This is a genomic window from Georgenia sp. Z1344 (assembly GCF_057652375.1).
The window spans coordinates 2065531-2088823 of sequence record NZ_CM172728.1 but is presented as its reverse complement, the minus strand read 5'-3'; the positions used below and the strand labels follow the sequence as shown (position 1 = coordinate 2088823).

Here is a 23293-nt window from a genome sequence, read left to right as displayed (position 1 = left end):
ACAGACGATCGACGTCCAGACGACCCTCAGACCTGCGGAGGCGCCCCGAGCTTCTCGCGTCGCATCCGGTGGAGGATCGGCTCGGTGTACCCGTTGGGCTGGTCCGCACCCTCGACGATCAGGGCCCGCGCGGCCCGGAAGGCCACGCCGGGCCCGTCCTCGCCGATGAGCGCCTCGTAGTTCGGGTCGCCGGCGTTCTGCTCGTCGACCACGGGGGCGAGGCGCTGCAGGGCGTCGTCGACGTCGGCCACCGTGATCACGCCGTGGTGCAGCCAGTTCGCCAGGAGCTGCGAGGAGATCCGCAGCGTGGCGCGGTCCTCCATGAGCGCGATGCCGTTGATGTCCGGGACCTTCGAGCAGCCGACGCCCTGGTCGATCCAGCGCACCACGTAGCCGAGGATCGACTGGACGTTGTCGTCGAGCGACGAGCGCACGTCGTCATCGGAGAGGTCCTGGTCCGTCAGCGGCGGGACGAGGATCGGGTCGACGCTCTGCGGCTCGCGGCCGGTGATCTCGGCGCGCACGGCGTCGACGTCGACCTCGAGGTAGTGCAGCGCGTGCAGGGTCGCGGCCGTCGGCGAGGGCACCCATGCCGTGTTCGCACCCGTGCGAGGGTGCGCGCCCTTCTGCTCGAGCATGTCCGCCATGAGGTCGGGCGCCGCCCACATCCCCTTGCCGATCTGCGCCTTGCCCGAGAACCCGGCGCGCAGGCCCGCGTCGACGTTGGCCGTCTCGTAGGCGGCCATGAGCTCGAGGCCCTTGATCTGCCCCTTGGGCAGGACGACGCCGGCGTGCAGGGAGGTGTGGATCTCGTCGCCCGTGCGGTCGAGGAAGCCGGTGTTGATGAACGCCACGCGGTCCGCGGCCTCGGCGATCGCGGCGCGGAGGTTGACGGTGGTGCGCCGCTCCTCGTCCATGATGCCCATCTTGATCGTGCCGTGCTCGAGGCCGAGGAGCGCCTCGACGCGGGAGAAGAGCTCGGCCGCGAACGCGACCTCCGCCGGCCCGTGCATCTTGGGCTTGACGACGTAGATCGAGCCCTCGCGCGAGTTCGTGCCCGCGCGCTCGCCGGACAGGTCCGGGAGGGTACCGAGCGCGGTGATCGCGGCGTCGAGGATGCCCTCGAACACGTCCTGCCCCTCGGCGTCCTTCACCGCGTCCGTGCGCATGAGGTGGCCGACGTTGCGGATCCACAGCAGGGAGCGGCCCGGGAGCACCAGGGGCGTGCCGTCGGCGCCGGTGTACTCGCGGTCGGGGTTGAGGGAACGGGTGAAGGTGCGGCCGTTCTTCGTCACCTCCTCCGTCAGCGTGCCGCTGACGAGCTCGCGCCAGTTGCGGTAGCCGAGGACCTTGTCCGCCGGCACGACGGCGGCCACCGAGTCCTCGAGGTCCATGATCGTGGAGATCGCGGACTCGACGACGATGTCCTGCACGCCCGCCGAGTCGGTGGAGCCGATCGCGCCCGAGTGGTCGACGACGAGCTCGAGGTGCAGCTTGTTGTGGACGAGGAGCACAGTGGCCGGGGCGGCGGCGTCGCCCGTATAGCCGACGAAGGCGCTCGGGTCGGCGAGGCCGGTGGTGGTGCCGGCGGCGGAGTCTGCTCCGGCGATGTCGACGCGCAGCGCGCCGTCCTCGACCCGGTAGGCGGTGGCGTCGGCGTGCGAGCCGCTCTCCAGCGGGACGGACTGGTCGAGGATCTCGCGGCCGCGGCGCACGACCTCCGCCGCGCGGGCGGTGTTGAACTCCGTGCCGCGGGCGAGCTCGCCCTCGTCGGCGATCGCGTCCGTGCCGTACAGGGCGTCGTAGAGCGAGCCCCAGCGGGCGTTCGCGGCGTTGATGGCGAAGCGGGCGTTGAGGAGGGGCACCACGAGCTGCGGACCGGCGACGTCGGCGACCTCGGTGTCGACCTTCGTCGTCGTGATGGTGAAGTCCGCCGGCTCCTCGACGAGGTAGCCGATCTCCCGCAGGAACTCCGTGTACTTGGCGGGGTCCGGCAGGCCGGGCTGGTCCTTGTGGTACTGGTCGATCGCGGCCTGGAGCTCGTCGCGCACGCCCAGCAGGCGGCGGTTCTCCGGCGTGAGGTCGGCGATGATCGAGGCGAGGCCGCCCCAGAAAGCGTCGGCGTCGATGCCGGTGCCAGGCAGGGCCTCGTCCTCGACGAAGGCGGCCAGCGGCGCGTAGACGTCCAGGCCTGCGCGCTCGACCCGATCGTCGGACCCTGGCGCGCCGGCGGACTGTGCGGTCGTCATCTCGTGGACTCCTTGGCTCGAGGTGCGGTCACGGCGGTCCGGCACCACCTCGCGGCGGCCGCCATGGGGCCAGCCTACGGACTGCCGGAAATCCTCATACGAGGGTAATCCACTGAGCGGAAAGCCGGTTCCGAATCGTGGGGAGAACGGGGCTCGCACGCGTCCAGAGACCTCGTCGGCGCAGGTCGTGACGCCACCGGGCCGGAGAGACGACGGGTCGCGTGATCTCGTCCAGAACCCGACACGCCCTTGCCAGTGAGGCGAGCCTTACCTAACTTGTCGGTCATGTGCCTCTGCGACGCTGGCCCCCACCCGCACGTCCTCCTGGTCGGCGAGCAGGTCGACATCCCCTATATCCGCTCGGTCCTCGACCGCCTGCCCGAGAATGCGTACGGCCAGGTCTACCTCGAGGTCGACACCGACGAGCACGTCGCAGCGCTCGACGCGCCCGCCCGGGTCGGCGTCCGGTGGCTGACCCGCGCCCGGGTGGGCGACGAGGCACGCCTCCTGCCCCGCGGCGCGCGGGTGGAACGTGCCGTGCGCGCGTGGCTGTCCGAGTGGCTGTGCGACGCGCCCGACGAGGGGCCGATCGTCGTGTGGGTCGGCGGGGCGGACAACCTGCGGCTCGCCGAGCTCCACCTCGAGCTGCACGCCCGGATCCACGAGCACCACCACGCGCAGGCCCACCGGCGCCACCCCTGACTCAGAAGGCGAGGACGATGCGCCCGCGCACGCCGCCGGCCTCGAGCCGGCGGTGCGCCTCGGGCGCCTCCTCCTTCGACAGCACTGCCGCCACGCGCAGCGTGACGGTGCCGGACTCGGCCTGCTTGCGCAGCTGGTCGAGCTTCGCCCGCTCCTGGGCGTAGTCGCCGACGAAGATCGGGGCGAACGTGACGCCGCGGTCGGCCTTCTCGTCGTAGCCGCGCACCGTGACGATCGTGGCGCCATCCTTCACCGCCGGCGCGAGGGCGGCGTCGAGGAGCGCACCGTCGACGGCGCCGTCGACGCCCTCCGGGTACCGCTCGCGGACGCGGTCGGCGAAGTCGTCCCCGCGGGGCAGCACGACGTCGGCACCCAGCTCCCGGACGAGCTCCTCGTCCTTGTCGGCGGCGTCGGCGACGACCGTGAGGCCGTCGGCCTTCGCCAGCTGCACGACGTAGCCGCCCATCGCCCCGGCCGCACCGGAGACGGCGACGACGCCGCCGCGCGGCAGGGCGAGCGTGTCGAGAGCGAGGCGCGCGGTGAGGCCGTTCATCGGGAGCGAGGCGGCCAGCGCGTGGCTGGTGTCGCGGGGAGCCGCCACGACCGAGTCCGCGGGGAGCACGACCTTCTCCGCGTAGGCGCCGTGCGTGCCGCTGGGCACGACGATGCCCATGACGCGGTCCCCGACCTTCAGCGTGGTCTGCGTGTCCGGCCCGATCTCCTCGAGGATGCCGGCGACGTCCATGCCCGGCACGAGGGGCATGTCCCCGGCGGGGCGCCGGGACGTGCCGGCGCGACGGGTCGTGTCCGTGGGGTTGACCGCCGCCGCGTGGACGCGGACGAGGAGCTCGCCCTCACCGGGCGCCGGGTCGGGCAGGTCGAGGACCTCGAGCACGTCGGGTCCGCCGGTCGTTGTCAGTCCGATGGCCTTCATACCGCCGCCAACAGGGGTGGCACGCGAGACATTCCAGGGTGGGGCGTGAGGCGGGCGGGGTTCGTCGTCGTTCGTCGAGATTGCGGTTCGTCGTCGTCGAGATTGCGGTTGGGAGCCAGAAGTTGGTCGAGAGTGAGGCTCAGGCCGCGCGGCGCCCGCCTCCGGCGTGTCGAGAGTGCGGTTCAGACCGCGCGCATGTGCAGGTTCTTGGGCGACCTCCCGCGATTCAGGGCCTGATCCCCCGGCGTTCGCGTCCGCTTCACGTCGCCGGGGCAGAGTCCGGCCCCATGGCATCCACCTCCCGCATCCGGGCCCTCGTCACCATTCCCGCCCTCGCCCTTCTCCTCGCCGCGTGCGGGGAGGGCACCGACGACGGCGCCCTCGAGGACGACGGCGCGAACGAGTCGGAGGCCGGCAGCGAGGAGACCGCGTCCGACGAATCCCCGTCCGACGACGCCGATCCCGGCACCGAACCCGGGTCGACCGACGCCGCCGGGCTGCGGGTCGCCGTGGCCACGAACGAGCCGTGGGGCGCCTACCACGTCGAGCACGTCGCCGACGAGATCGAGGCCCAGGGCGGCACGATCGAGCTCATCGTCCCCGACATGTCCGAGGTGGACGAGGAGGCCGCGGTCGCCTCCGTCCCGCTGGACGACGCCGATCCCGCCGACTACGACCTGCTGGTGGTCAACGGTGCCGAAGAGTGGCCGGCCGAGGTGGTCGAGGCGTTCGAGGACCTGCCGGTCGTGGCCAGCAGCACCGCTTACCTCGAGGCCGAGGAGGCCCCCTTCGCCGACGACATCCGGCCGCGACTCACCGCGGTGACGGCGAGCTCGCCGGCCGAGCAGGAGACCTTCGCGGTGTACCTCGGCGTCGACGAGGAGGACATCGAGGTGGTCGGCGTCCCGGAGCTGGACGAGACACCCGAGTGGGAGCCGGAGCCGGACACCGTCCTCATCCTCACCAGCGTCACGTACCCGGACGAGACCGGTGGAGCCGCGCCGAGCGCCGAGCTCCTGCTGGACACCGCGCACGCGCTGAGCGACGAGGGGTACGAGATCCTCGTCGGGATGCACCCGCGCGAGGACGCGTCCCTGTGGGAGGAGTTCGAGATCGCCGAGGAGGGTTCGGTGGAGGCGGCGGCGCGCGCCGAGGTCGCCGTCGGCATCCCCGGGAGCGTGTTCCCCAAGATCGCGGCGATCGGGACGCCGCTGGTCGGGACGGTCGACGCGGAGCTCGAGGTCCCCGAGTACCTCACCACCACCGGCGCGATGGTCGACACCGTGGAGGACGCACTGGCCGCCGTGGAGGACGCGGAGCCGCTCACGGGCGACGAGCTCGAGTTCGTCGTCGGCCCGCTCGGTCAGGCCGGCCCGGACCTCGTCGACGCCTGGGCGGAGGGCTCCCGGCTGACCCCCGAGGACGCCGACCTCTGACCCGAGGGATCGCGGCCGGTGCGGTTCGTGCACGTCGAGATTGCGGTTCGTGCACGTCGAGATTGCGGTTGGGAGCCCGACACCAGTCGAGAGTGGGGTTCGTCGTCGTGCTCGTTCCGACGAGGCGCCCCTACGCGCGGCCGTGGACGACGTCGTAACGCAGGCGCACGGTCCCGTTGCCGAACCGCCGCTCGCTCGTCAGCCGCAGGTCGAGCGCCACGTCGTCGGGCAGGAACCGCAGGCCCCCGCCGAGGGCGACCGGCCAGAGGTACATCCCCACCTCGTCGACGAGGCCGGCACGCAGCGCCTGAGCGGCGAGGGTGGGCCCGTTGACGGTGATGTTCGTCGTCGTCGAGTCCTTGAGCTCGCGGACCCGGGCCGGGTCGAAGGTCCGCTCGACGCGCGTGCGCCGCGTGGGGACGACTCCGAGGGTCGCGGAGTGCACGACCTTCTCCGCGGCCTGCCAGAGACGGGCGAACTCGGCGTTCCCGGCGGACTCGGCGGCGATCGCGGGATCCGTCTCCCACACGCTCATCAGCTCGTAGATGCGGCGGCCGTAGAGGTAGGTGCCGACCTCGGCCGTGTCGGCGTTGAACGCGGCCATCACCTCGGCGCTCGGCTCGGCCCACCCGGGGCTGCCGTCCGGGCCTGCGACGTAGCCGTCGAGCGAGACGTTCATCCAGTAGATCAGGCGGCCCATCGTGGTGACTCCGTCGTGGCGGCGGTGGGGTGGCGGGGGTTCGTCGTCGGGCTCGTTCCCGCGTGTCCGGGGTGTCCCCGGGGTGAGCCGTGCTCAGTCGCGGGCGTGGACGACGTCGTACTCGAGGAACACGATCCCTCGCCCGACCACGCGGTCGCGGCGCAGCGTGAGGTCGAGGCGCAGGTCGTCGGGGAGGAAGCGGAGGCCGCCGCCGATCGAGACGGGGTAGATCACGGGCATGACGGCGTCGACGAGGCCGTGGCGCAGCGCGTGCGCGGCGAGGGTGGGGCCGTCGATCGTGAGGTCCTCGTCGGAGGCGTCCTTGAGCGCGCGGATCTCGGCGGGGTCGAACGTGCGGCGCAGCTCGGTGCGCGCCGTGATGGGGTCGGAGAGCGTGGTCGAGAAGACGATCTTGTCGGCGCGCTGCCAGATCTGCGCGAACTCCGCGGCCTCGGGGCCCTGCTCGGCGATCGACGGGTCCGTCTCCCAGACGTGCATCATCTCGTACATGCGGCGGCCCATGAGGTACGTCCCGACGTCGGACATCGCGTCGTTCATCGCCTGGTGGTCGCCGGCCTCGGGAGCAGCCCAGGAGAAGTCGCCGGCCGGGTCCTGCACGTAGCCGTCGAGGGAGACCTGCATCGAGTAGAGGAGCCGTCCCATGGCCGTTCCGATCGTCGTCGAGTGACGGGGCGTCCGTTCGTGGGCGGTCCCGTGCGGAGGAACGTACTCCTCGTGCGGGGCTTGCGCAGGGGGAAATTCGCACGACGACGAACTTCCCGCGCCCCGTTCATCGAGATTGCGGTTGGGAGCTCGAACCCGTGTCGCAATGAAATTCTTCCGGATCCCAGCCGCAATGTCGGCGGAGCTCGTGACAACACGCACTCCCTGCCGACGTCGGTGGGCATGCCTACGTTCGAGACATGGGGGATACGAAGGACACATCATCGCCACGACCGACATCGGACGCCGAGCTCGGGCAGCCATCCATGGTCGACGCCGTCATCGGTACGTCCACCATGTCCCTCAGCTCCGTGCTGGGGCTGGTGTGTCTGGCGGCGGCACTCGGAGACGGCCCGGATCTCCTGTCCCGCGCAGGCTCGTCCGCTACAACCTGGGGGTCGCAGCTCTCTGGTCACGTCGGCTGGTCCGTCGCGCTTTGGGCCACGCTCCTGCTCGGCGGCTACGTGTTGCTCGCGGGGCTCCAACGGGTCGGCGGCGACGACGAACAAGCGAGAAGAGCTCACGTCACACGCGACCTGCTGATCCTGGCCGGACTCATGCTGCCGCCGCCATTGCTAGTGACCTGGTGGGCCGTGACGAGCGGGCAGAGCGGGGGCCTGGCGATCGCGCTCATCCCGACGATGGGGGTCCTCCTCGCGCTGACCGCGCAATCCGTCACCTTTGCGACCTTCGACCGTTCAAGCCTTCGCGCGCGCCGCGAGAACCGGATCAGGAATGCCGAAATATCACTTGTGGGACTCCCTCGCATGGGGCGTAAGGCCTTCTATGTGATCGCAGCACACGTCGTCGCCGGAGCAATGATTGGGACCGTGCTGGCAATGCTCCTCGGACTCGAGAACACGTCGCGCGATCTGCCACACACCCTCAGATGCCTCGTGGCGTACGGCGTGTTCTCAACTCTCGTGGCATTCGCCTTCGTTCTAGGAAGAACTCCGTCGTTCCGGCGCCATAACAGCTGGAACTTCTTCTACCGCGCCGTCAGCGCCGCGATCGGCGTGGGGGTGTCGGCCGCCGTACTGATGGGGGCGGTTCTCCTCCACCGTGCGTCAAACCTCGTTGCCCTTGTTCCGACGCTTACCGTCATCGTTCTGCTGCTGGTCTCGGCGATCATCACCAGTCGCTCGGCGGGGACGGCCATCTCCTCCTGGTCGCTTGGCGCTGCCGCGGCCCGCATCGCACACTGGACATTCATGTCGGATATCGATTCAACACGGAAGGCGCTGGCCAAGGCGACACCGCCGGCACGTCCAGGCACAGCCGGAGGAGCGCTGGAGGGGACCCTGCACGGGTCGTCCTGAGACGCCGGGCCCGCAACATCAGCGCATTGCTGATCCACGTCCTTCGGGTACCGGGAAGTCAGGCCTGGTACTCAGCGGGCACCCACCTGGGTTGTGAGAACCGAAGTGTCGGTGCACCTCAGCCGCACTCTCGACCGTTGGTGCCCGGCTCAGCCGCACTCTCGACCACTGGCGCGCAGCTCCCAACCGCAATCTCGGCGTGCACCAACCGCAATCTCGATGAAAGAAGCGGGGGTCAGGCGGGGATGAGCGACTCGATCGCGCTGCGGAAGAGCTCGAGGCCGTCGGTGCCCGCACGCACACCCGCGGCCGTGTCCGGCCCGAAGCCCTTCTCCACGGCGTGCTCCGGGTGCGGCATGAGCCCCACGACGCGGCAGGACGCGTCGGACACACCGGCGATGTCGCGGAACGAGCCATTCGGGTTGACCCCGACGTACTCGAAGACCACGCGCCCCTCGGCGGCGAGCTCGTCGAGCGTCTCGTCGGTGGCGACGTACCGACCCTCACCGTTCTTCAGCGGGACGACGATCTCCTGGCCCGCCTCGAACCGGTTCGTCCACGCGGTCCGGTCCGACACGACGCGCAGCCGCTGCTCACGGCACACGAACCGCTGCCGGTCGTTGCGCACGAGCGCCCCGGGCAGCAGGTGCGCCTCGCACAGCACCTGGAAGCCGTTGCAGATGCCGAGCACCGGCGTGCCGGCGCGGGCGGCGTCGACGACGGACCGGATCACCGGCGCCAGCGCCGCGATGGCGCCGGCCCGGAGGTAGTCGCCGTAGGAGAACCCGCCGGGCAGGACCACGGCGTCGACCCCCTGGAGGTCGGCGTCCGCGTGCCACAGGGCCACCGGCTCCGCACCGGCGAGGCGCACCGCGCGGGCGGCGTCGACGTCGTCGAGGGTGCCGGGGAAGGTGACCACCCCGATGCGAGCGGTCACTGCGCGACCTGGGTGCCGGCGTCGGGCGTGGTGGTACCGGCCGTCCCGGCCGGGACGGTGCCCGACGCCGCAGCCTCCTCCGCGCGCACGCTCACCACGTCCTCGATCACCGGGTTGGACAGCACGTCCGCGGCGGCCCGACGGGCGGCCTCGAGGTGGGCATCGGTGACGTCCCCCTCGACGGTCAGCTCGAACCGCTTGCCCTGGCGCACGGCGACGCCGGCGATCCCCTGGTGCTCGAGCGCGCGGGCGACGGCCTTGCCCTGCGGGTCGAGGATCTCCGGCTTCGGCATGACGTCGACGACGATGCGGCCCATGTGGTGTCCTTCCTGACGGCTGGCCCCAGCGTAGGCCGGGGCGCGGGATCAGACGTCGGCCGTCCGCCCCGTGAGGGTCTCGAACGCGGTGACGTAGCGCTCGCGCGTGCGCTCGACGACCTCGTTCGGCAGCGGGGGCGGCGGCGCGTCGGAGGTGCGTTCCCAGCCCGCGGCCGGCGAGGTGAGCCAGTCGCGGACGAACTGCTTGTCGATGCTCGGCGGCGTCACGCCGGGGGCAAGGTCCTCGGCCCGCCAGAAGCGCGAGGAGTCGGGCGTGAGGACCTCGTCGGCGAGGACGAGCTCGGCGTCCCCGGGCCGGTTCTCCCGGCCGAACTCGAACTTGGTGTCGGCGAGGACCAGGCCGCGCTCCGCCGCGATCTCGGAGGCGCGGGCGAACACGGCGAGCGAGCGATCCCGCAGCCGGCGCGCGGCCACGACCCCGACCGCCTCGACGGACTGCTCGAACGTGATGTTCTCGTCGTGGTCCCCGACCGCCGCCTTCGACGCCGGCGTGTAGATCGGCGGGTCGATGCGGTCGCCCTCGGCCATCCCCTGCGGCAGCGCGATCCCGCAGACCTCGCCCGTGGCCCGGTACTCCGCCAGCGCGGAGCCCGTGAGGTACCCACGGACCACGCACTCGAGCGGGAACATCTGCAGGCGGCGGCAGATCATCGCGCGCCCCTCGACCTCGGGCGGCACCTCGAGGGAGACGACGTGGTTGGTCACGAGGTCGGCCAGCTGCTCGAACCACCACAGGGTCAGCTGCGTGAGGACGACGCCCTTGCCGGGGATCGTCGTCGGCAGCACGTGGTCGTACGCGCTGATCCGGTCCGAGGCCACCATCAGCACGACGTCCCCGCCGCGCCCCGACTCCTGGTCCGCCGGGACGTACATGTCCCGCACCTTGCCGCTGTAGACGTGGGTCCAGCCGCGCAGGTGCGGCGCCTCACCGACCAGGATGCTCATGCCGCCATCCTCCCACCGGCGGCGTGGCGGGAGTAGGGCTGTCCGTCCGGGGTCCGAGGGGTGGGCGGCCTGACACACACGTGCCCGACGACGAAACCCCGTCAGCCGAGCTCCGGCACCGAGATCCGCCCCTCGACGGCCGCGAGCGCGATGTCGGTGCGGTGCTGCGAGCCCTCGAGGCGCACCTCGGCCACGCCGGCATAGGCGGCGTCGCGCGCGGCGGCGAGGTCCGCGCCCCGTCCGACCACCGTCAGCACCCGCCCGCCGTCCGAGACCACCGCGCGGGAGGCGGCGTCGTCGTCGGCCCCGGTTCCGGACCCGCTCCCGGACCCGCCCCCGGACCGGCTCCCGGACGCGACCCCGGCCTCAGCAGTACCCGCCTGGACCACGTGCACGCCGTCGATCGCCTCGCACTCGGTCAGCCCCTCGACCCGGTCGCCGGTGCGGACCTTGCCGGGGTACCCGGACGACGCCACGACGACCCCGACCACCGCGCCCTCGTCCCACTCGAGGACGCCACCGGCGGGCAGGCTCCCCGTGGCGGCGGCGTGCAGGAGCCCGGCGAGCGGCGTGCGCAGGCGCGGGAGGACGACCTGGACCTCGGGGTCGCCGAAGCGGACGTTGAACTCGATGACCCGCAGGCCGCGCGAGGTCAGCGCGAGCCCGCAGTACAGGAGGCCGACGAACGGGGTCCCCCGCCGCGCGAGCTCGTCGATCACGGGCTGCGCGACGCGCTCGACGACCTGCTCGGTGAGGTCGGCCGGTGCCCACGGCAGCGGGGAGTAGGCGCCCATGCCGCCGGTGTTGGGGCCGGTGTCGCCGTCGCCGATGCGCTTGAAGTCCTGGGCGGGGGCGAGCGGGAGGACGCGCTCGCCGTCGGACAGGCAGAACAGGGAGACCTCGGGGCCGTCGAGGAACTCCTCGACGACGACGGCGGCGCGCCCCCCGGTCGACTCGTCCCCGCCGACGGCCGGCGCGAGGCAGGCGACCGCGTGGTTCAGCGCGGCGTCGCGGTCCTCGGTGACGACGACGCCCTTGCCGGCGGCGAGCCCGTCGTCCTTGACCACGTACGGCGGGCCGAAGGCGTCGAGTGCGGCCTCGACCTCCTCGCGCGTGACGCAGACGTGCGCCATCGCCGTGGGGACCTCGGCGAGCGCCATGATCTCCTTGGCGTAGGCCTTGGAGCCCTCGAGGCGTGCGGCGGCGCCGCTGGGGCCGAACACGGGGATCCCGGCGGCGCGGACCGGATCGGCGACGCCCGCCACGAGCGGGGCCTCCGGGCCCACGACGACGAGGTCCACCGCCTTGTCCATGGCCAGCCGGACCACGGCGGCGCCGTCGAGGATGTCGATGTCGACCCGCTCGCCGAGGTCGGCGCACCCCGGGTTGCCGGGGGCGAGGACGAGGGACTCGGTGGCGGGGTCGGCGGCGAGGGCGCGCGCGAGGGCGTGCTCGCGCGCGCCGGAGCCGAGCAGGAGGATCTTCACCCGCGCAAGGGTACGGGGCGGGTGCAGCGGTCAGCCGCGGGCGGCCGCGATGCGCTCCCTCAGCCTGGCCAGCTGCTCGCGCACCGCCGCCGGTACCTTGTCCCCGAACTGCTCGAGGTAGGTCTCGGTGGCGTCGGACTCGGCCACCCACGCGTCCGGGTCCACGCGGAAGATCTCCTCGAGCACCTCCGGGGCGAGGTCGAGCCCGCCCAGCTCGAGGTCCTCGACCCGCGGCATGCGCCCGGTGATCCCGTCCACGGCGTCGACCTCGCCACTCACGCGGCGGATGATCCAGTCGAGCACGCGGGAGTTGTCGCCGAAGCCGGGCCACATGAAGCGCCCGTCGGCGTCCTTGCGGAACCAGTTGACCGTGTAGATGCGGGGCGCGTGCTCGCCGAGCTTCTCCCCCATCGCCAGCCAGTGGCCCCAGTAGTCGGCCATGTCGTACCCGCAGAACGGGAGCATGGCGAACGGGTCGCGGCGCAGCGCCCCCACGGTGCCCTCGGCGGCGGCCGTCTGCTCGGAGGCCACCGTCGCGCCCATGAACACGCCGTGCTCCCAGTCGTAGGCCTCGGACACGAGCGGCACGTTGGACGCGCGCCGGCCGCCGAAGAGGATCGCGTCGATCGGCACGCCGCGCGGATCCTCCCAGTCGTCCGCGATCGTCGGGGCCTGCGCGGCGGGGGCGGTGAAGCGGCTGTTCGGGTGGGCGGCCGGCGTGGGCGAGTCCGGCGTCCAGTCGTTGCCCTGCCAGTCGACGAGGTGCGCCGGCTTCTCCTTCGTCAGGCCCTCCCACCACACGTCGCCGTCGTCGGTCAGGGCCACGTTCGTGAAGAGGATGTTCTCGCCCAGGGTGTCGATCGCGACGGGGTTGGTCGAGCGCCCCGTCCCCGGTGCCACGCCGAAGAAGCCGGCCTCGGGGTTGATCGCGTACAGCCGCCCGTCCGCGCCCTGGCGCATCCACGCGATGTCGTCCCCGACGGTCTCGACCCGCCACCCCGGGATCGTGGGCTGGAGCATCGCGAGGTTCGTCTTGCCGGTGGCCGAGGGGAACGCGCCGGTCACGTGGTACGCCTTCCCGGTCCGCTCGTCGGTGAGCTTGAGGATGAGCATGTGCTCGGCCATCCACCCCTCGTCGCGGGCGATGACCGACGCGATGCGCAGGGCGTAGCACTTCTTGCCGAGCAGGGCGTTGCCGCCGTAGCCGGAGCCGTAGGACCAGATCTCGCGGGTCTCGGGGAAGTGGGTGATGTACTTGTCCTCCGAGCACGGCCAGGGGACGTCCGCACGCTCGTTCCCCGCGGCGTCGACCAGCGGGTAGCCCACCGAGTGCACCGCCGGCACCCAGTACTCGCCGCCCTTGATGAGCTCGAGCGCCGGCGCCCCCATCCGCGTCATGATCCGCATGTTCGCCACGACGTAGGGCGAGTCCGTGATCTCGACGCCGAGCTTGGAGATGTCGCCGCCGAGCGGGCCCATGCTGAACGGGACCACGTACATCGTGCGGCCGGCCATCGCGCCGTCGAACACCCCGCGCAGGGTCTCGCGCATGGCGGCGGGCTCGGCCCAGTTGTTCGTCGGCCCGGCGTCGGACTCCTTCTCCGAGCAGATGAACGTGCGCGACTCGACCCGCGCCACGTCCGAGGGCTCCGACCGCGCGAGGAAGCTGTTCGGGCGCAGCTCCTCGTTCAGCCTGATGAGCGTGCCGGTCTCGACCATCTCGCCGGTCAGCCGGTCCCACTCCTCCTGCGAGCCGTCGGCCCACAGCACGCGCGCCGGCCTGGTCAGGGCCGCGATCCCGGCGACCCACTCGAGCAGGTCCTCCGGGACGCCTCCGGGCGCCGTTTCTCGGGCCAGCTCGATCGCCGGGGTCTGGGTGGTCATCGCTGATCGTCCTCCTCGCTACCGGGGGTCCGCTCCCCCGTGGCCTCGTCGCCCGTGCCGCTCGACCGGTGCCGCGCCACCGGACCCGATCTCGCGGCCGTCCACTCCCGGTACCGCTCCCCCGGCGCCGCTCTGCACCGGGTCCTGCCGACGGAGACATCCGTGGGTGATCTACCCACGTCCGACCCGCCCGTGGACCGCTACCGTGACGCCATGAGACGTCACCCCCAGCCTAGTGGCCTGCGCCGCCGCATCACGGCCCTTCTGTCCCTCCCTGTCCTCCTCCTCGTGCTCACCGGGTGCTTCCGCGCCGAGACGACCTACGAGATCGGGACCGACGGCAACACGACGATCCACGCGCAGGGCGTGGCGACCATGCCGGGCATCACCCGGGAGGACGTCGACTGCTCCACGCTCGCGGAGGGCGGTGACTCCCCCGTCGAGGGCGGCAACATCACGGCGGAGGACTACGAGGAGAACGGGATGCCGGGCTGCACGATCGAGGGGTCCGGGCCCACGAACGAGATGATCAACGAGGACGACGGCAGCTACGTCGTCACCCAGGAGGGCGACACCCTCACGTTCGACCTGCACGGCGACCCGACGCTCAACCCCGACGAGATGGCGGCCCTCGGCGGCGCCCCCGAGCTCACCACGACCGTCGTCTTCCCGGGCGGGGTCATCGACGGCGGCGGCGGCGAGGTCAACGGCAACGAGGTGACCTTCGAGGGCATCGAGTGGATGCGCGACGGCATCACCGCCACCGGCTCCGCCTCCCCGGGCCTCCTCGACAGCCTGCCGGGCTGGGCGCTGTGGGTCGGCATCGGCGTCGTCGTGGCGATCCTCGCCCTCATCATCGTGCTCGTCGTGCGCAGCGGCTCGAAGAAGAAGCGCGCGGCCGCGCAGCAGTCCGGCGGCTACGGCGGCGGTCCGGGTGGCTACGGCGGTGGCGGCTACGGCGGTCAGCCGCAGTGGGACCAGGGCCAGCAGTGGGGCGGCGCCCAGCAGGGCCAGCCGCAGCAGTGGGGCGCCGGCGGCCAGCAGGGCTGGGGCGCCGACCAGGGCCAGCAGTGGGGCGCCGGTGGCCAGCAGGGCTGGGGCGCGCAGAGCCCTGGCCAGGGTCAGCAGGGCTGGGGCCCGGGCGGTCAGCAGCCCCCGCCGCAGCAGCAGGGCTGGTCATAAGGCCCCGCCCGACGCCGGAGCTCACCCCGGGCGGCCCACCTCGCCCGGGCGCAGCACCTCTCACGTAGCAGCGACGGCCGCCTCCTTCGGGAGGCGGCCGTCGTCGCGTGCGGGTGGGGTCGGCGGGGAGGGGCGTGGCGGGCAGGGCGGTCGCGCGCCGGGCGGTGCCCCGTCGTCGTGCGGGGTTGTGTCCTCAGTCGATGAGGTCGTGGCGGACGATCGTCGCCTCGCGGTCCGGGCCCACGCCGATCGCGGAGATCCGTGTCCCGGACATCTCCTCGAGCGCGAGCACGTAGTCGCGCGCGTTCTGCGGCAGGTCGTCGAACTCGCGGACGTGGCTGATGTCCTCCCACCAGCCGGGCAGCTCCTCGTAGATCGGCCGCGCGTGGTGGAACGCGGACTGGTCGGCGGGCATCTCGTCGAGCCGTTCGCCGTCGACCTCGTACGCGACGCACACGGGGACCTTCTCCAGGCCGGTGAGCACGTCGAGCTTGGTGAGGACGAGGTCGGTGAGCCCGTTGACGCGGGAGGCGTAGCGGGCGATGACGGCGTCGTACCAGCCCGTGCGGCGCGGGCGGCCGGTGGTCACGCCGAACTCGCCGCCGGTCTTGCGCAGGTGCTCGCCCATGTCGTCGTGCAGCTCGGTGGGGAACGGGCCCTCGCCCACGCGGGTCGTGTAGGCCTTGATGACGCCGACCACGCGATCGATGCGCGTGGGGCCGATGCCCGAGCCGGTGCTCGCGCCGCCCGCCGTCGCCGAGGAGGACGTGACGAACGGGTAGGTGCCGTGGTCCACGTCGAGCATCGCGGCCTGACCGGCCTCGAACAGGACGATCTTCCCGGCGTCGAGAGCCTGGTTGAGCTCGAGCGAGACGTCGCCGACCATCGGGCGCAGCCGCTCGGCGTGGGTGAGCAGCTCGTCGACCACCACGTCGACCTCCGCCGCCCGCCGGTTGTAGATCTTGACGAGGACCTGGTTCTTGAAGTCGAGCGCGGCCTCGACCTTCTGGCGCAGGATCGACTCGTCGAACAGGTCCTGGACGCGCAGGCCGACGCGGCTCATCTTGTCCGCGTAGGTGGGGCCGATGCCGCGGCCGGTGGTGCCGATCTGGCGCTTGCCGAGGAAGCGCTCCGTCACCTTGTCGAGCGTGCGGTTGTAGCTGGGGATGAGGTGGGCGTTCGCGGAGACCCGGAGCTTGCTCACGTCGACGCCGCGGGCCTCGAGGGCGTCGAGCTCCTCGAACAGCACGTCGACGTCGACGACCACGCCGTTGCCGATCACCGGGATCACTCCCGGGCTGAGGATGCCGGACGGGAGCAGGTGGAGGGCGTACTTCTCGTCGCCGACGACGACCGTGTGGCCCGCGTTGTTGCCGCCGTTGAACTTGACGACGTAGTCGACCCGGCTGCCGAGCTGGTCGGTGGCCTTGCCCTTGCCCTCGTCGCCCCACTGGGCCCCGACGACCACGACTGCCGGCATGTGCTGCTCCCTCTGCTCGCTGGCGCCGGGTGCCCCGACGACCGCTCGAGCGTACCCGCGGGGCGACGGGGTCGGGCTGCCCCTCGGAGCGCGGGCTCGTCGAGAGTCACGGTCCGGCGTCGGCGTCGGCGTCGGCGTCGGCGTCGGCGTCGGCGTCGAGGATGTCGAGGAAGAGCTCGAAGGCCTCGTCGACCCCGCTCCGGTCGCCGGTGACGAGAAGGTCGAACAGCAGGCCCCGGACGACCGCCGTGCCGAGGCGGGCCCGGGTGCGGGCGCGGGCCGCGTCCACCCCGAGGTGGACCTGCTCCTCGGCGACCACCTCGATCCACGGCTCGACGAGATGCGCCGCGAGGTCGGCCGCGTACGGTCGCCGCTGCATCGCGTGCGCGGACATCTCGAAGAACAGCGGCCCGTACCGCATCGCCGGCCCGACGACCCGCGCCCAGAACTGCGTGGCCACCTCACGGGTCGAGGCCGTCGGCAAGGTGCCGTCGGCGGGGCCCGCACCGCCGATGCCACCCTCCGCGACCACGGTGAACGCGTCGCGCTGCATCTGCTCGACCGCGGCCGCGACCTCGACGAGGAGTCCTTCCCTCGAGCCGAAGTGGTAGATGAGCATCCGATGACTCGTCCCGACCGCCGCGGCGATGCCACGCAGGCTCTGGTTGTCCACGCGGCCGTCCGCGAGGTGCTCGATGACGGCTCGGAGCAGCTCGTCCCGTCCGGAGGGTGGTGCCGTCGTCGCCATGTACCGTATGGTACACGCGGGATGTACCGGACGGTACAGATCGGTCGAGGACGGAGGCCCTGAGCCATGGAGACCGAGACACGAACCGCGACGTCGATCGAGGCCACGAGCGCCGCCGTGTGGGAGGTCCTCGCCATCCCGGAGGAGTGGCCCCGGTGGACGTCGTCGATGCGTACCGTCGAGCTCCTCGACGGAACGTTCAAGGCGGGGTCACGCCTGCGGATCAGGCAGCCCGGGCTCCCGCCGGCAGTCTGGACCGTGACCGACCATCGGCCGCCCGCCGCGTTCACCATGGTCTCGCGGGCACCGGCGGTCGTGACGACGGCCGAGCACGTCGTTCATCGGGTCACCCGCGACCGCACCCGCCTCGCCCTCCGGTTGTCACACTCCGGCCCGCTGGCGCGGGCCGCGCACGTCCTGCTCGGCGGCCGGACGCGACGGCTCGTCGAGCTCGAGGCGGCGGGAATGCGGCGCGCCGCCGAGCACCGGGAGGCACGCGCACTGGACGCGGACGACCGCACCCGGCCCACGCAAGGATCGTGACAGCAGCCGACCACCCGTGCGCGGACGCCCGCTGATACGTTCGCGGCATGCGGCGCCACGAGGGTTCGATCCGGTTCCTCGCCGCAGTGGTGGTCGCGTTCGTCGTCAATCTCGTCCTCGACGTCACCCTCGACCCGCCCAGGCTGGTCCGCTGGATCGTCGTGCTGGCGGTGGTCCTGATCCTGACCGCCGTCTTCGAGGTGCTGCGCCGGCGGCGCGCGGCCGCGCGGCGCTCCGAGGAGCCTGCGAGCGACCGGGCGTAGGGGACCTGGAGGCCGTTCGAGCACACCCGCGGGATGGCCCGTGGATCCAACTACTTCCGCGAGGCGGCGACCTCATCGGCGACTCGGCGCGCGATGGCCTCGACCTGGTCCACCGTCAGCACGGGCGTCGTATCCTCCTGGACCGACCGCGTGAGGAGGCGTCGCACCAGCGCGGAAGTCGGGATCTGCTCCACGGCGGCACGCCGACGAAGTTCCACATCCAGACCACGGGTGATTCGAATGTTGAGCGCGACGTCGAGTGCTGCCCCACTCTCGGCGACCTCGATCTCCGCAGCCTCGGCTTCTTCTTCCGCATACTCGTCGCGAATCGCCTGCCGGCGCGCACGTGCCTGCTCGTCAGCGGTCATCATGCCCTCCCTCGTATGAACGAAGATCAGCTCCGTTGGTCTTCCACGCGGTGATTCCTGCCCCGTCGACGGGGTCGACGATCACCGTGACCACGAAGCCGGCACTTCGCGAGTAACCGATGATCCGCACGGCACCCATTCGGCTTGCGGGGTCTGGGTCGCGCACGACCGCAGACGGATCGCCGGCGGCCTCCAACGTCCATCGAGGTTCGATCCCAAGCGCACCCGGATAGCGGTCACCGCGAGCACGGATGTATCGGGCCTGCTCCTCTGGCCACCACAGCCCGCGATACACAGAGGAAGCGTATCGCAATGTGTGACAATGCGGGAGGTTGGGCGGTCGCGCCCCACGTCATGTGGCCCCCGACCGGTGCATACCGGTCGGGGGCCACAGCGTCGAGCGCCCTCAGCCTCAGGTCAGGAGATCTTCTTGCCCGCCGAGCCGAGCCACTCGCAGGCCTCGACGATGCGCGCGGCCATGCCGGCCTCGGCCGCCTTGCCCCACGCGCGCGGGTCGTACTGCTTCTTGTTGCCGACCTCGCCGTCGATCTTCAGCATGCCGTCGTAGTTGCGGAACATGTGCTCGACGACGGGGCGCGAGAACGCGTACTGCGTGTCGGTGTCGATGTTCATCTTGATGACGCCGTTGCGCACCGCGGTGGCGACCTCCTCCGAGGTGGAGCCGGAGCCGCCGTGGAACACGAGGTCGAACGGGTTCTCCTTGCCGACCTCGGCGCCGACGGCCTTCTGGATGTCACCGAGGAGCTCCGGGCGCAGCTTGACGGCGCCGGGCTTGTACACGCCGTGCACGTTGCCGAAGGTCAGGGCCGTGAGGTAGCGGCCCTTCTCGCCGGTGCCGAGGGCGCGGGCCGTGGCCAGGCCGTCCTCCGCGGTCGTGTACAGCTTCTCGTTGATCTCGGCCTCATGGCCGTCCTCCTCGCCGCCGACGACGCCGATCTCGATCTCCAGCAGCGTGCGGGCCGCGACGGACTTCTCGAGGAGCTCCTCGGCGATCCGCAGGTTCGTCTCGAGGTCGACCGTCGAGCCGTCCCACATGTGCGACTGGAACGCGGGCAGGCGGCCGGCGTCGACCTCGGCCTTGGCGATCTCGAGCAGCGGGCGGACCCAGGAGTCGAGGTTGGACTCGGCGCAGTGGTCGGTGTGCAGGGCGACGGTCACCGGGTAGCCCTTGGCGACCTCCTTCGCGTACGCGGCCAGCGCGAGGGAGCCGGCGATGCGGTCCTTGACCGTGGAGCCGGACGCGTACTCGGCGCCACCGACGGAGACCTGGATGATGCCGTCGGACTCGGCCTCGGCGAACCCGCGCAGCGCAGCCGTCAGGGTCTGCGAGGACGTGACGTTGATGGCCGGGTAGGCGAACTTGCCCGCCTTGGCCCGGTCGATCATGTCGACGTACACCTCGGGGGTGGCGATGGGCATCGTGGACCTCCTGGAGCTGGGACGTGGTGCTGTCCTCCCGATCATCCCACCGATCGGGGTGCCGCGTCCGGGCCTTCCGGTCCTCGACGACGGGACGAACAGCATCGGGCCCCTCGTCGTCGGTCGGCGGGGCGTCAGGTCACCGGGGCGTCGACGGCGGCGCCGCGTGCTGGGACATCCACGCGTGCATGGCGATCGCCCCGGCGGCGGCCACGTTGAGGGACCGGGTCGAGCCGTGCTGGCTGATCTCGAGCAGCAGGTCGCAGCCGTCCACCAGCTCGTCGGGCAGGCCCGCGGACTCCTCGCCGAGCACGAGCACCGCCTCCCGCGGCAGCGCCCGCCCCTCGAGCGGGACCGCGCCGGGCAGGTTGTCGAGGCCGAGCACCGCAAGCCCCCGGTCGCGCGCCCAGGTCAACAGAGCGGCGACGTCGGGGCGGTGCTCGACGGTGAGGTAGCGGTCGGTGACCATCGCGCCGCGGCGGTTCCACCGGCGCCGCCCGACGATCTGCACCGACGCCAGGTTGAACGCGTTCGCCGTGCGCACGAGCGAGCCGATGTTGAGGTCGCGGCCGGTGTTGAGCAGCGCGAGGTGCAGCGGTTGCGCGCGGGCGGCGAGGTCGGCGCGGATCGCCTCGACGCTCCAGTACCGGTAGTGGTCGGCCACGTTGCGCCGGTCCACCGCCGCGAGCAGCTCCGGGTCCAGGCGCGGGTCGTCCGGCGGCTCGCCCTCCCACGGCCCGACGCCGACAATCCGCTCGTCGTCGTCGCCGGTGTCGTCAGTCAAGTCCGACGTCGGCGAGCTCGAGCGCGTTGAGGTACCGGTGGCCCTGCGCCTCGACGGCCTCGCGCGCGCCGGTCGCCCGGTCGAGGACCACGAGGACGGCCGCGATCTCGGCGCCCGCCTCCTGGACCGCGTGCGCGGCGGTCAGCGCGGACCCGCCCGTGGTGGACGTGTCCTCGACGACGACGACCCGCCGCCCCGTGATGTCCGGCCCCTCGATCCGCCGCTGCATGCCGTGCGCCTTGGCCTCCTTGCGCACGACGAACGCGTCGAGCGCCTGCCCCCGCGACGCCGCCGCGTGCATGATCGCGAGCGCCACCGGGTCGGCGCCGAGGGTGAGGCCGCCGACGGCGTCGATCTCGCCGACCCCGAGCCCCTCCTCCTCGAGCAGGTCGAGCAGGACGTGCCCGAGCAGCGGCCCCGCCTCGTGGTGGAGCGTCACGCGGCGCATGTCGACGTAGTAGTCGGACTCCTTGCCCGAGGACAGCACGACGCGCCCGCGCACGACACCGAGGTCGGCGACGTAGGAGGCAAGGCGGGCGCGCTGGGGGTCGTTCGCGGCGGGGGCGGGCGTCGAGGTCACGCGCCGAGGGTATCCGGCCCGCGCCCGACGCCGATGCTCACCCCGCGGCGGCACGCGCGCCGGACGTCAGGGGCGGGTCGAGTGCCCGCCCCCGACGCCGGGACTCAGCCCGCGGTCGCCGCTTCCCCCACGCGCGACGCGTCGTCGACGCCGAGCGCCTCGGCCTCGGCGTCCGTGAACAGGCGCGAGCGGATGAGGAACCGCACGCCGTCGGGCGCCTCGAGGGAGAAGCCCGCCCCGCGGCCGGCCACGACGTCGATCGTCAGGTGCGTGTGCCGCCACACCTCGAACTGGTTGCGGCTCATCCACACGGGCACGGTGAACGCATCGCCCGACCCGCCGCCGGCCCCCTCCTCCGCGGGCACGGTGAGGTCGCCGAGGTGGACGTCGGCGTCGCCGGTGAGGAAGTCGCCCTGCGCGAAGCACATGGGCGACGACCCGTCGCAGCAGCCGCCGGACTGGTGGAACATCAGCTCGCCGTGCGTGGCGCGCAGCCGCCGCAGCAGCGCCGCCGCGTCGTCGGTGAGCGCGACCCGCTCCGTCGTCGTCATGTCAGGTCCTTCCCGGGGTGCCCGGCCCGCCCGGGCCGGGCACCCGCCGTCGGGCGGCTCAGAAGAAGCCGAGCCGCTTCGGTGCGTAGCTGACCAGGAGGTTCTTGGTCTGCTGGTAGTGGCTGAGCATCATCTGGTGGTTCTCGCGCCCGATGCCCGAGCCCTTGTAGCCGCCGAACGCCGCACCCGCGGGGTACTGGTGGTAGGTGTTCGTCCACACGCGGCCCGCCTGGATCGCGCGACCGGCGCGGTAGCAGGTCGTCGCCTCGCGGGACCAGACGCCGGCGCCGAGGCCGTAGAGCGTGTCGTTGGCGATCGAGATCGCGTCGTCGAAGCCGTCGAACCTGGCCACGGACACGACCGGGCCGAAGATCTCCTCCTGGAAGATCCGCATCGAGTTCTGGCCCTCGAAGATCGTCGGTGCCACGTAGTAGCCGCCGCCGAGCTCGCCGTCGTGCTCGAGCCGCTCGCCGCCGAGGAGGACCTTGGCGCCCTCCTGCTTGCCGATGTCGATGTAGGACAGGATCTTCTCGAGCTGGTCGTTGCTGGCCTGGGCGCCGACCATCGTCTCGGTGTCGAGCGGGTTGCCGGCCTTGACGGCGCGGGTGCGCTCGATGGCGTCGGCCATGAACGAGTCGTAGATGTCCCCCGAGACGAGCGCGCGCGACGGGCACGTGCAGACCTCGCCCTGGTTGAGGGCGAACATCGTGAAGCCCTCGAGCGCCTTGTCGTAGAAGTCGTCCTTCGCCTGGGCGATGTCGGAGAAGAAGATGTTCGGGCTCTTGCCGCCGAGCTCGAGGGTGACCGGGATGATGTTCTGGCTGGCGTACTGCATGATCAGCCGGCCGGTCGTGGTCTCGCCGGTGAAGGCGATCTTGCGGATGCGGGGGTTCGAGGCGAGCGGCTTGCCGGCCTCGGCGCCGAACCCGTTGACGACGTTGAGGACGCCCGGGGGCAGCAGGTCGGCGATCTTCTCGACCAGGTAGAGGATCGACGTCGGCGTCTGCTCGGCCGGCTTGAGCACGATCGCGTTGCCGGCAGCGAGCGCCGGGGCGAGCTTCCACACCGCCATGAGGATGGGGAAGTTCCAGGGGATGATCTGCCCGACGACGCCGAGCGGCTCGTTGAAGTGGTACGCGATCGTGTCGCCGTCGATCTCGGTGATGCTGCCCTCCTGGGCGCGGATCGCCCCGGCGAAGTAGCGGAAGTGGTCGATCGCGAGCGGGATGTCGGCGACGAGGGTCTCGCGGACGGGCTTGCCGTTCTCCCAGGTCTCCGCGACGGCGATCTCCTCGAGGTTCTCCTCGATGCGGTCGGCGATCTTGTTGAGGATGATCGCGCGCTCCGTGGCCGACGTCTTGCCCCAGGCGGGGGCGGCGGCGTGCGCGGCGTCGAGGGCGGCCTCGATGTCGTCCGCGTCGCCGCGGGCGACCTCCGTGAAGGTCTTGCCCGTCAGCGGGCTCGGGTTCTCGAAGTAGCGCCCGTTGACCGGGGCGCGGTACTCGCCGTTGATCCAGTGGTCGTACCGCGTGCGGTAGTTGACGATGCTCGACTCGGTGCCCGGGTTGGCGTAGACGGTCATTCGGGTCACGACTCCTTCGGCGTCAGTGCCACGTCGGTGTGGCGGGTCCCTCGAGCATAGGGAGGTCGGGCGGCCGGTGGCAGGTCGGGTCGGCAGGTCGCGCAGATGTGCGAGGTGG

At 71.9% G+C, this 23293-nt stretch carries 24 protein-coding genes; 6 read left to right on the top strand and 18 right to left on the bottom strand.

Annotated elements, in window-relative coordinates; translation table 11 throughout:
* Window positions 1-26 precede the first annotated feature (26 nt).
* Window positions 27-2249: a malate synthase G gene (locus AC24FB_RS09430; protein WP_425715394.1), complete on the bottom strand. Its 2223-nt coding sequence runs from the start codon at window positions 2247-2249 to the stop codon at window positions 27-29.
* Window positions 2250-2534: 285 nt separating this feature from the next.
* Between AC24FB_RS09430 and AC24FB_RS09425 the strand changes: the two genes are divergently transcribed.
* The gene (locus AC24FB_RS09425) at window positions 2535-2951 is read left to right on the top strand and encodes an SIP domain-containing protein (protein WP_425715393.1); all 417 of its coding nucleotides are present in this window, start codon (window positions 2535-2537) and stop codon (window positions 2949-2951) included.
* Window position 2952: 1 nt separating this feature from the next.
* Here AC24FB_RS09425 and AC24FB_RS09420 read toward each other — a convergent pair whose 3' ends face one another.
* Window positions 2953-3885, bottom strand: a complete 933-nt coding sequence (locus tag AC24FB_RS09420) for an NADP-dependent oxidoreductase (protein ID WP_425715392.1) — start codon at window positions 3883-3885, stop codon at window positions 2953-2955.
* A gap of 287 nt (window positions 3886-4172) precedes the next feature.
* Here AC24FB_RS09420 and AC24FB_RS09415 point away from each other — a divergent pair, with 287 nt between their 5' ends.
* Window positions 4173-5321, top strand: coding sequence for a hypothetical protein (locus tag AC24FB_RS09415; RefSeq protein WP_425715391.1), 1149 nt, complete (start codon window positions 4173-4175; stop codon window positions 5319-5321).
* A gap of 130 nt (window positions 5322-5451) precedes the next feature.
* Here the strand turns inward: AC24FB_RS09415 and AC24FB_RS09410 are convergent, their stop codons facing one another.
* Window positions 5452-6021 (bottom strand): dihydrofolate reductase family protein, encoded by a 570-nt coding sequence (locus AC24FB_RS09410; RefSeq protein ID WP_425715390.1) that lies wholly within the window; start codon window positions 6019-6021, stop codon window positions 5452-5454.
* A gap of 93 nt (window positions 6022-6114) precedes the next feature.
* On the bottom strand, window positions 6115-6684 hold the full coding sequence (locus AC24FB_RS09405; RefSeq protein ID WP_425715388.1) for a dihydrofolate reductase family protein: 570 nt from the start codon (window positions 6682-6684) through the stop codon (window positions 6115-6117).
* Window positions 6685-6944: 260 nt separating this feature from the next.
* Between AC24FB_RS09405 and AC24FB_RS09400 the strand changes: the two genes are divergently transcribed.
* Complete coding sequence (locus AC24FB_RS09400) at window positions 6945-8063, top strand: hypothetical protein (RefSeq protein ID WP_425715387.1); 1119 nt, start codon at window positions 6945-6947, stop codon at window positions 8061-8063.
* Window positions 8064-8298: 235 nt separating this feature from the next.
* On the opposite strand, the gene purQ is transcribed toward AC24FB_RS09400, so the two are convergent.
* From purQ to AC24FB_RS09375, 5 genes are all read right to left on the bottom strand, one after another.
* Entirely contained in the window at window positions 8299-9000 is a 702-nt protein-coding gene (purQ, locus tag AC24FB_RS09395; RefSeq protein WP_425715386.1) for a phosphoribosylformylglycinamidine synthase subunit PurQ, read from the bottom strand.
* Complete coding sequence (locus AC24FB_RS09390; protein ID WP_425715385.1) at window positions 8997-9317, bottom strand: phosphoribosylformylglycinamidine synthase subunit PurS; 321 nt, start codon at window positions 9315-9317, stop codon at window positions 8997-8999. The genes purQ and AC24FB_RS09390 overlap by 4 nt, the downstream gene beginning before the upstream one ends.
* Before the next feature lie 48 nt (window positions 9318-9365).
* Window positions 9366-10283 carry a phosphoribosylaminoimidazolesuccinocarboxamide synthase gene (locus AC24FB_RS09385; protein ID WP_425715384.1) on the bottom strand — a complete coding sequence of 306 codons (918 nt, stop codon included), beginning with the start codon at window positions 10281-10283 and terminating at the stop codon, window positions 9366-9368.
* A 101-nt stretch (window positions 10284-10384) separates the two neighbouring features.
* A complete protein-coding gene (gene purD, locus AC24FB_RS09380; protein WP_425715383.1) occupies window positions 10385-11770 on the bottom strand; it encodes a phosphoribosylamine--glycine ligase in 1386 nt (461 codons plus the stop codon).
* 30 nt (window positions 11771-11800) lie between these two features.
* Window positions 11801-13654, bottom strand: coding sequence for a phosphoenolpyruvate carboxykinase (GTP) (locus tag AC24FB_RS09375; protein ID WP_425715382.1), 1854 nt, complete (start codon window positions 13652-13654; stop codon window positions 11801-11803).
* A gap of 288 nt (window positions 13655-13942) precedes the next feature.
* On the opposite strand from AC24FB_RS09375, the gene AC24FB_RS09370 reads away from it, so the two are divergent.
* Window positions 13943-14836: a hypothetical protein gene (locus AC24FB_RS09370; protein WP_487560163.1), complete on the top strand. Its 894-nt coding sequence runs from the start codon at window positions 13943-13945 to the stop codon at window positions 14834-14836.
* A gap of 193 nt (window positions 14837-15029) precedes the next feature.
* On the opposite strand, the gene AC24FB_RS09365 is transcribed toward AC24FB_RS09370, so the two are convergent.
* Window positions 15030-16316, bottom strand: coding sequence for an adenylosuccinate synthase (locus AC24FB_RS09365; RefSeq protein WP_425715379.1), 1287 nt, complete (start codon window positions 16314-16316; stop codon window positions 15030-15032).
* A 106-nt stretch (window positions 16317-16422) separates the two neighbouring features.
* A complete protein-coding gene (locus tag AC24FB_RS09360; RefSeq protein ID WP_425715378.1) occupies window positions 16423-17064 on the bottom strand; it encodes a TetR/AcrR family transcriptional regulator in 642 nt (213 codons plus the stop codon).
* A 66-nt stretch (window positions 17065-17130) separates the two neighbouring features.
* Between AC24FB_RS09360 and AC24FB_RS09355 the strand changes: the two genes are divergently transcribed.
* Window positions 17131-17607, top strand: a complete 477-nt coding sequence (locus tag AC24FB_RS09355) for an SRPBCC family protein (RefSeq protein ID WP_425715377.1) — start codon at window positions 17131-17133, stop codon at window positions 17605-17607.
* Window positions 17608-17654: 47 nt separating this feature from the next.
* Window positions 17655-17870: a hypothetical protein gene (locus AC24FB_RS09350; RefSeq protein ID WP_425715376.1), complete on the top strand. Its 216-nt coding sequence runs from the start codon at window positions 17655-17657 to the stop codon at window positions 17868-17870.
* Window positions 17871-17920: 50 nt separating this feature from the next.
* Here AC24FB_RS09350 and AC24FB_RS09345 read toward each other — a convergent pair whose 3' ends face one another.
* The 7 genes from AC24FB_RS09345 to exaC all read right to left on the bottom strand — a co-directional run bounded on the left by AC24FB_RS09345 (window position 17921) and on the right by exaC (window position 23175).
* Window positions 17921-18241 carry a hypothetical protein gene (locus AC24FB_RS09345; protein WP_463654050.1) on the bottom strand — a complete coding sequence of 107 codons (321 nt, stop codon included), beginning with the start codon at window positions 18239-18241 and terminating at the stop codon, window positions 17921-17923.
* Window positions 18228-18533: a hypothetical protein gene (locus AC24FB_RS09340; protein WP_425715374.1), complete on the bottom strand. Its 306-nt coding sequence runs from the start codon at window positions 18531-18533 to the stop codon at window positions 18228-18230. Before AC24FB_RS09340 ends, AC24FB_RS09345 begins: the two co-directional genes overlap by 14 nt.
* A gap of 122 nt (window positions 18534-18655) precedes the next feature.
* Window positions 18656-19678 (bottom strand): class II fructose-bisphosphate aldolase, encoded by a 1023-nt coding sequence (fbaA, locus tag AC24FB_RS09335; protein WP_425715373.1) that lies wholly within the window; start codon window positions 19676-19678, stop codon window positions 18656-18658.
* Window positions 19679-19817: 139 nt separating this feature from the next.
* Window positions 19818-20462, bottom strand: coding sequence for a TrmH family RNA methyltransferase (locus tag AC24FB_RS09330; protein ID WP_425715371.1), 645 nt, complete (start codon window positions 20460-20462; stop codon window positions 19818-19820).
* Entirely contained in the window at window positions 20455-21042 is a 588-nt protein-coding gene (gene pyrE / locus AC24FB_RS09325; RefSeq protein WP_425715370.1) for an orotate phosphoribosyltransferase, read from the bottom strand. Before pyrE ends, AC24FB_RS09330 begins: the two co-directional genes overlap by 8 nt.
* A gap of 104 nt (window positions 21043-21146) precedes the next feature.
* Window positions 21147-21593 (bottom strand): DUF779 domain-containing protein, encoded by a 447-nt coding sequence (locus AC24FB_RS09320; protein ID WP_425715369.1) that lies wholly within the window; start codon window positions 21591-21593, stop codon window positions 21147-21149.
* Between the two features lie 58 nt (window positions 21594-21651).
* Window positions 21652-23175, bottom strand: coding sequence for an acetaldehyde dehydrogenase ExaC (exaC, locus tag AC24FB_RS09315; protein WP_425715415.1), 1524 nt, complete (start codon window positions 23173-23175; stop codon window positions 21652-21654).
* Window positions 23176-23293 lie beyond the last annotated feature (118 nt).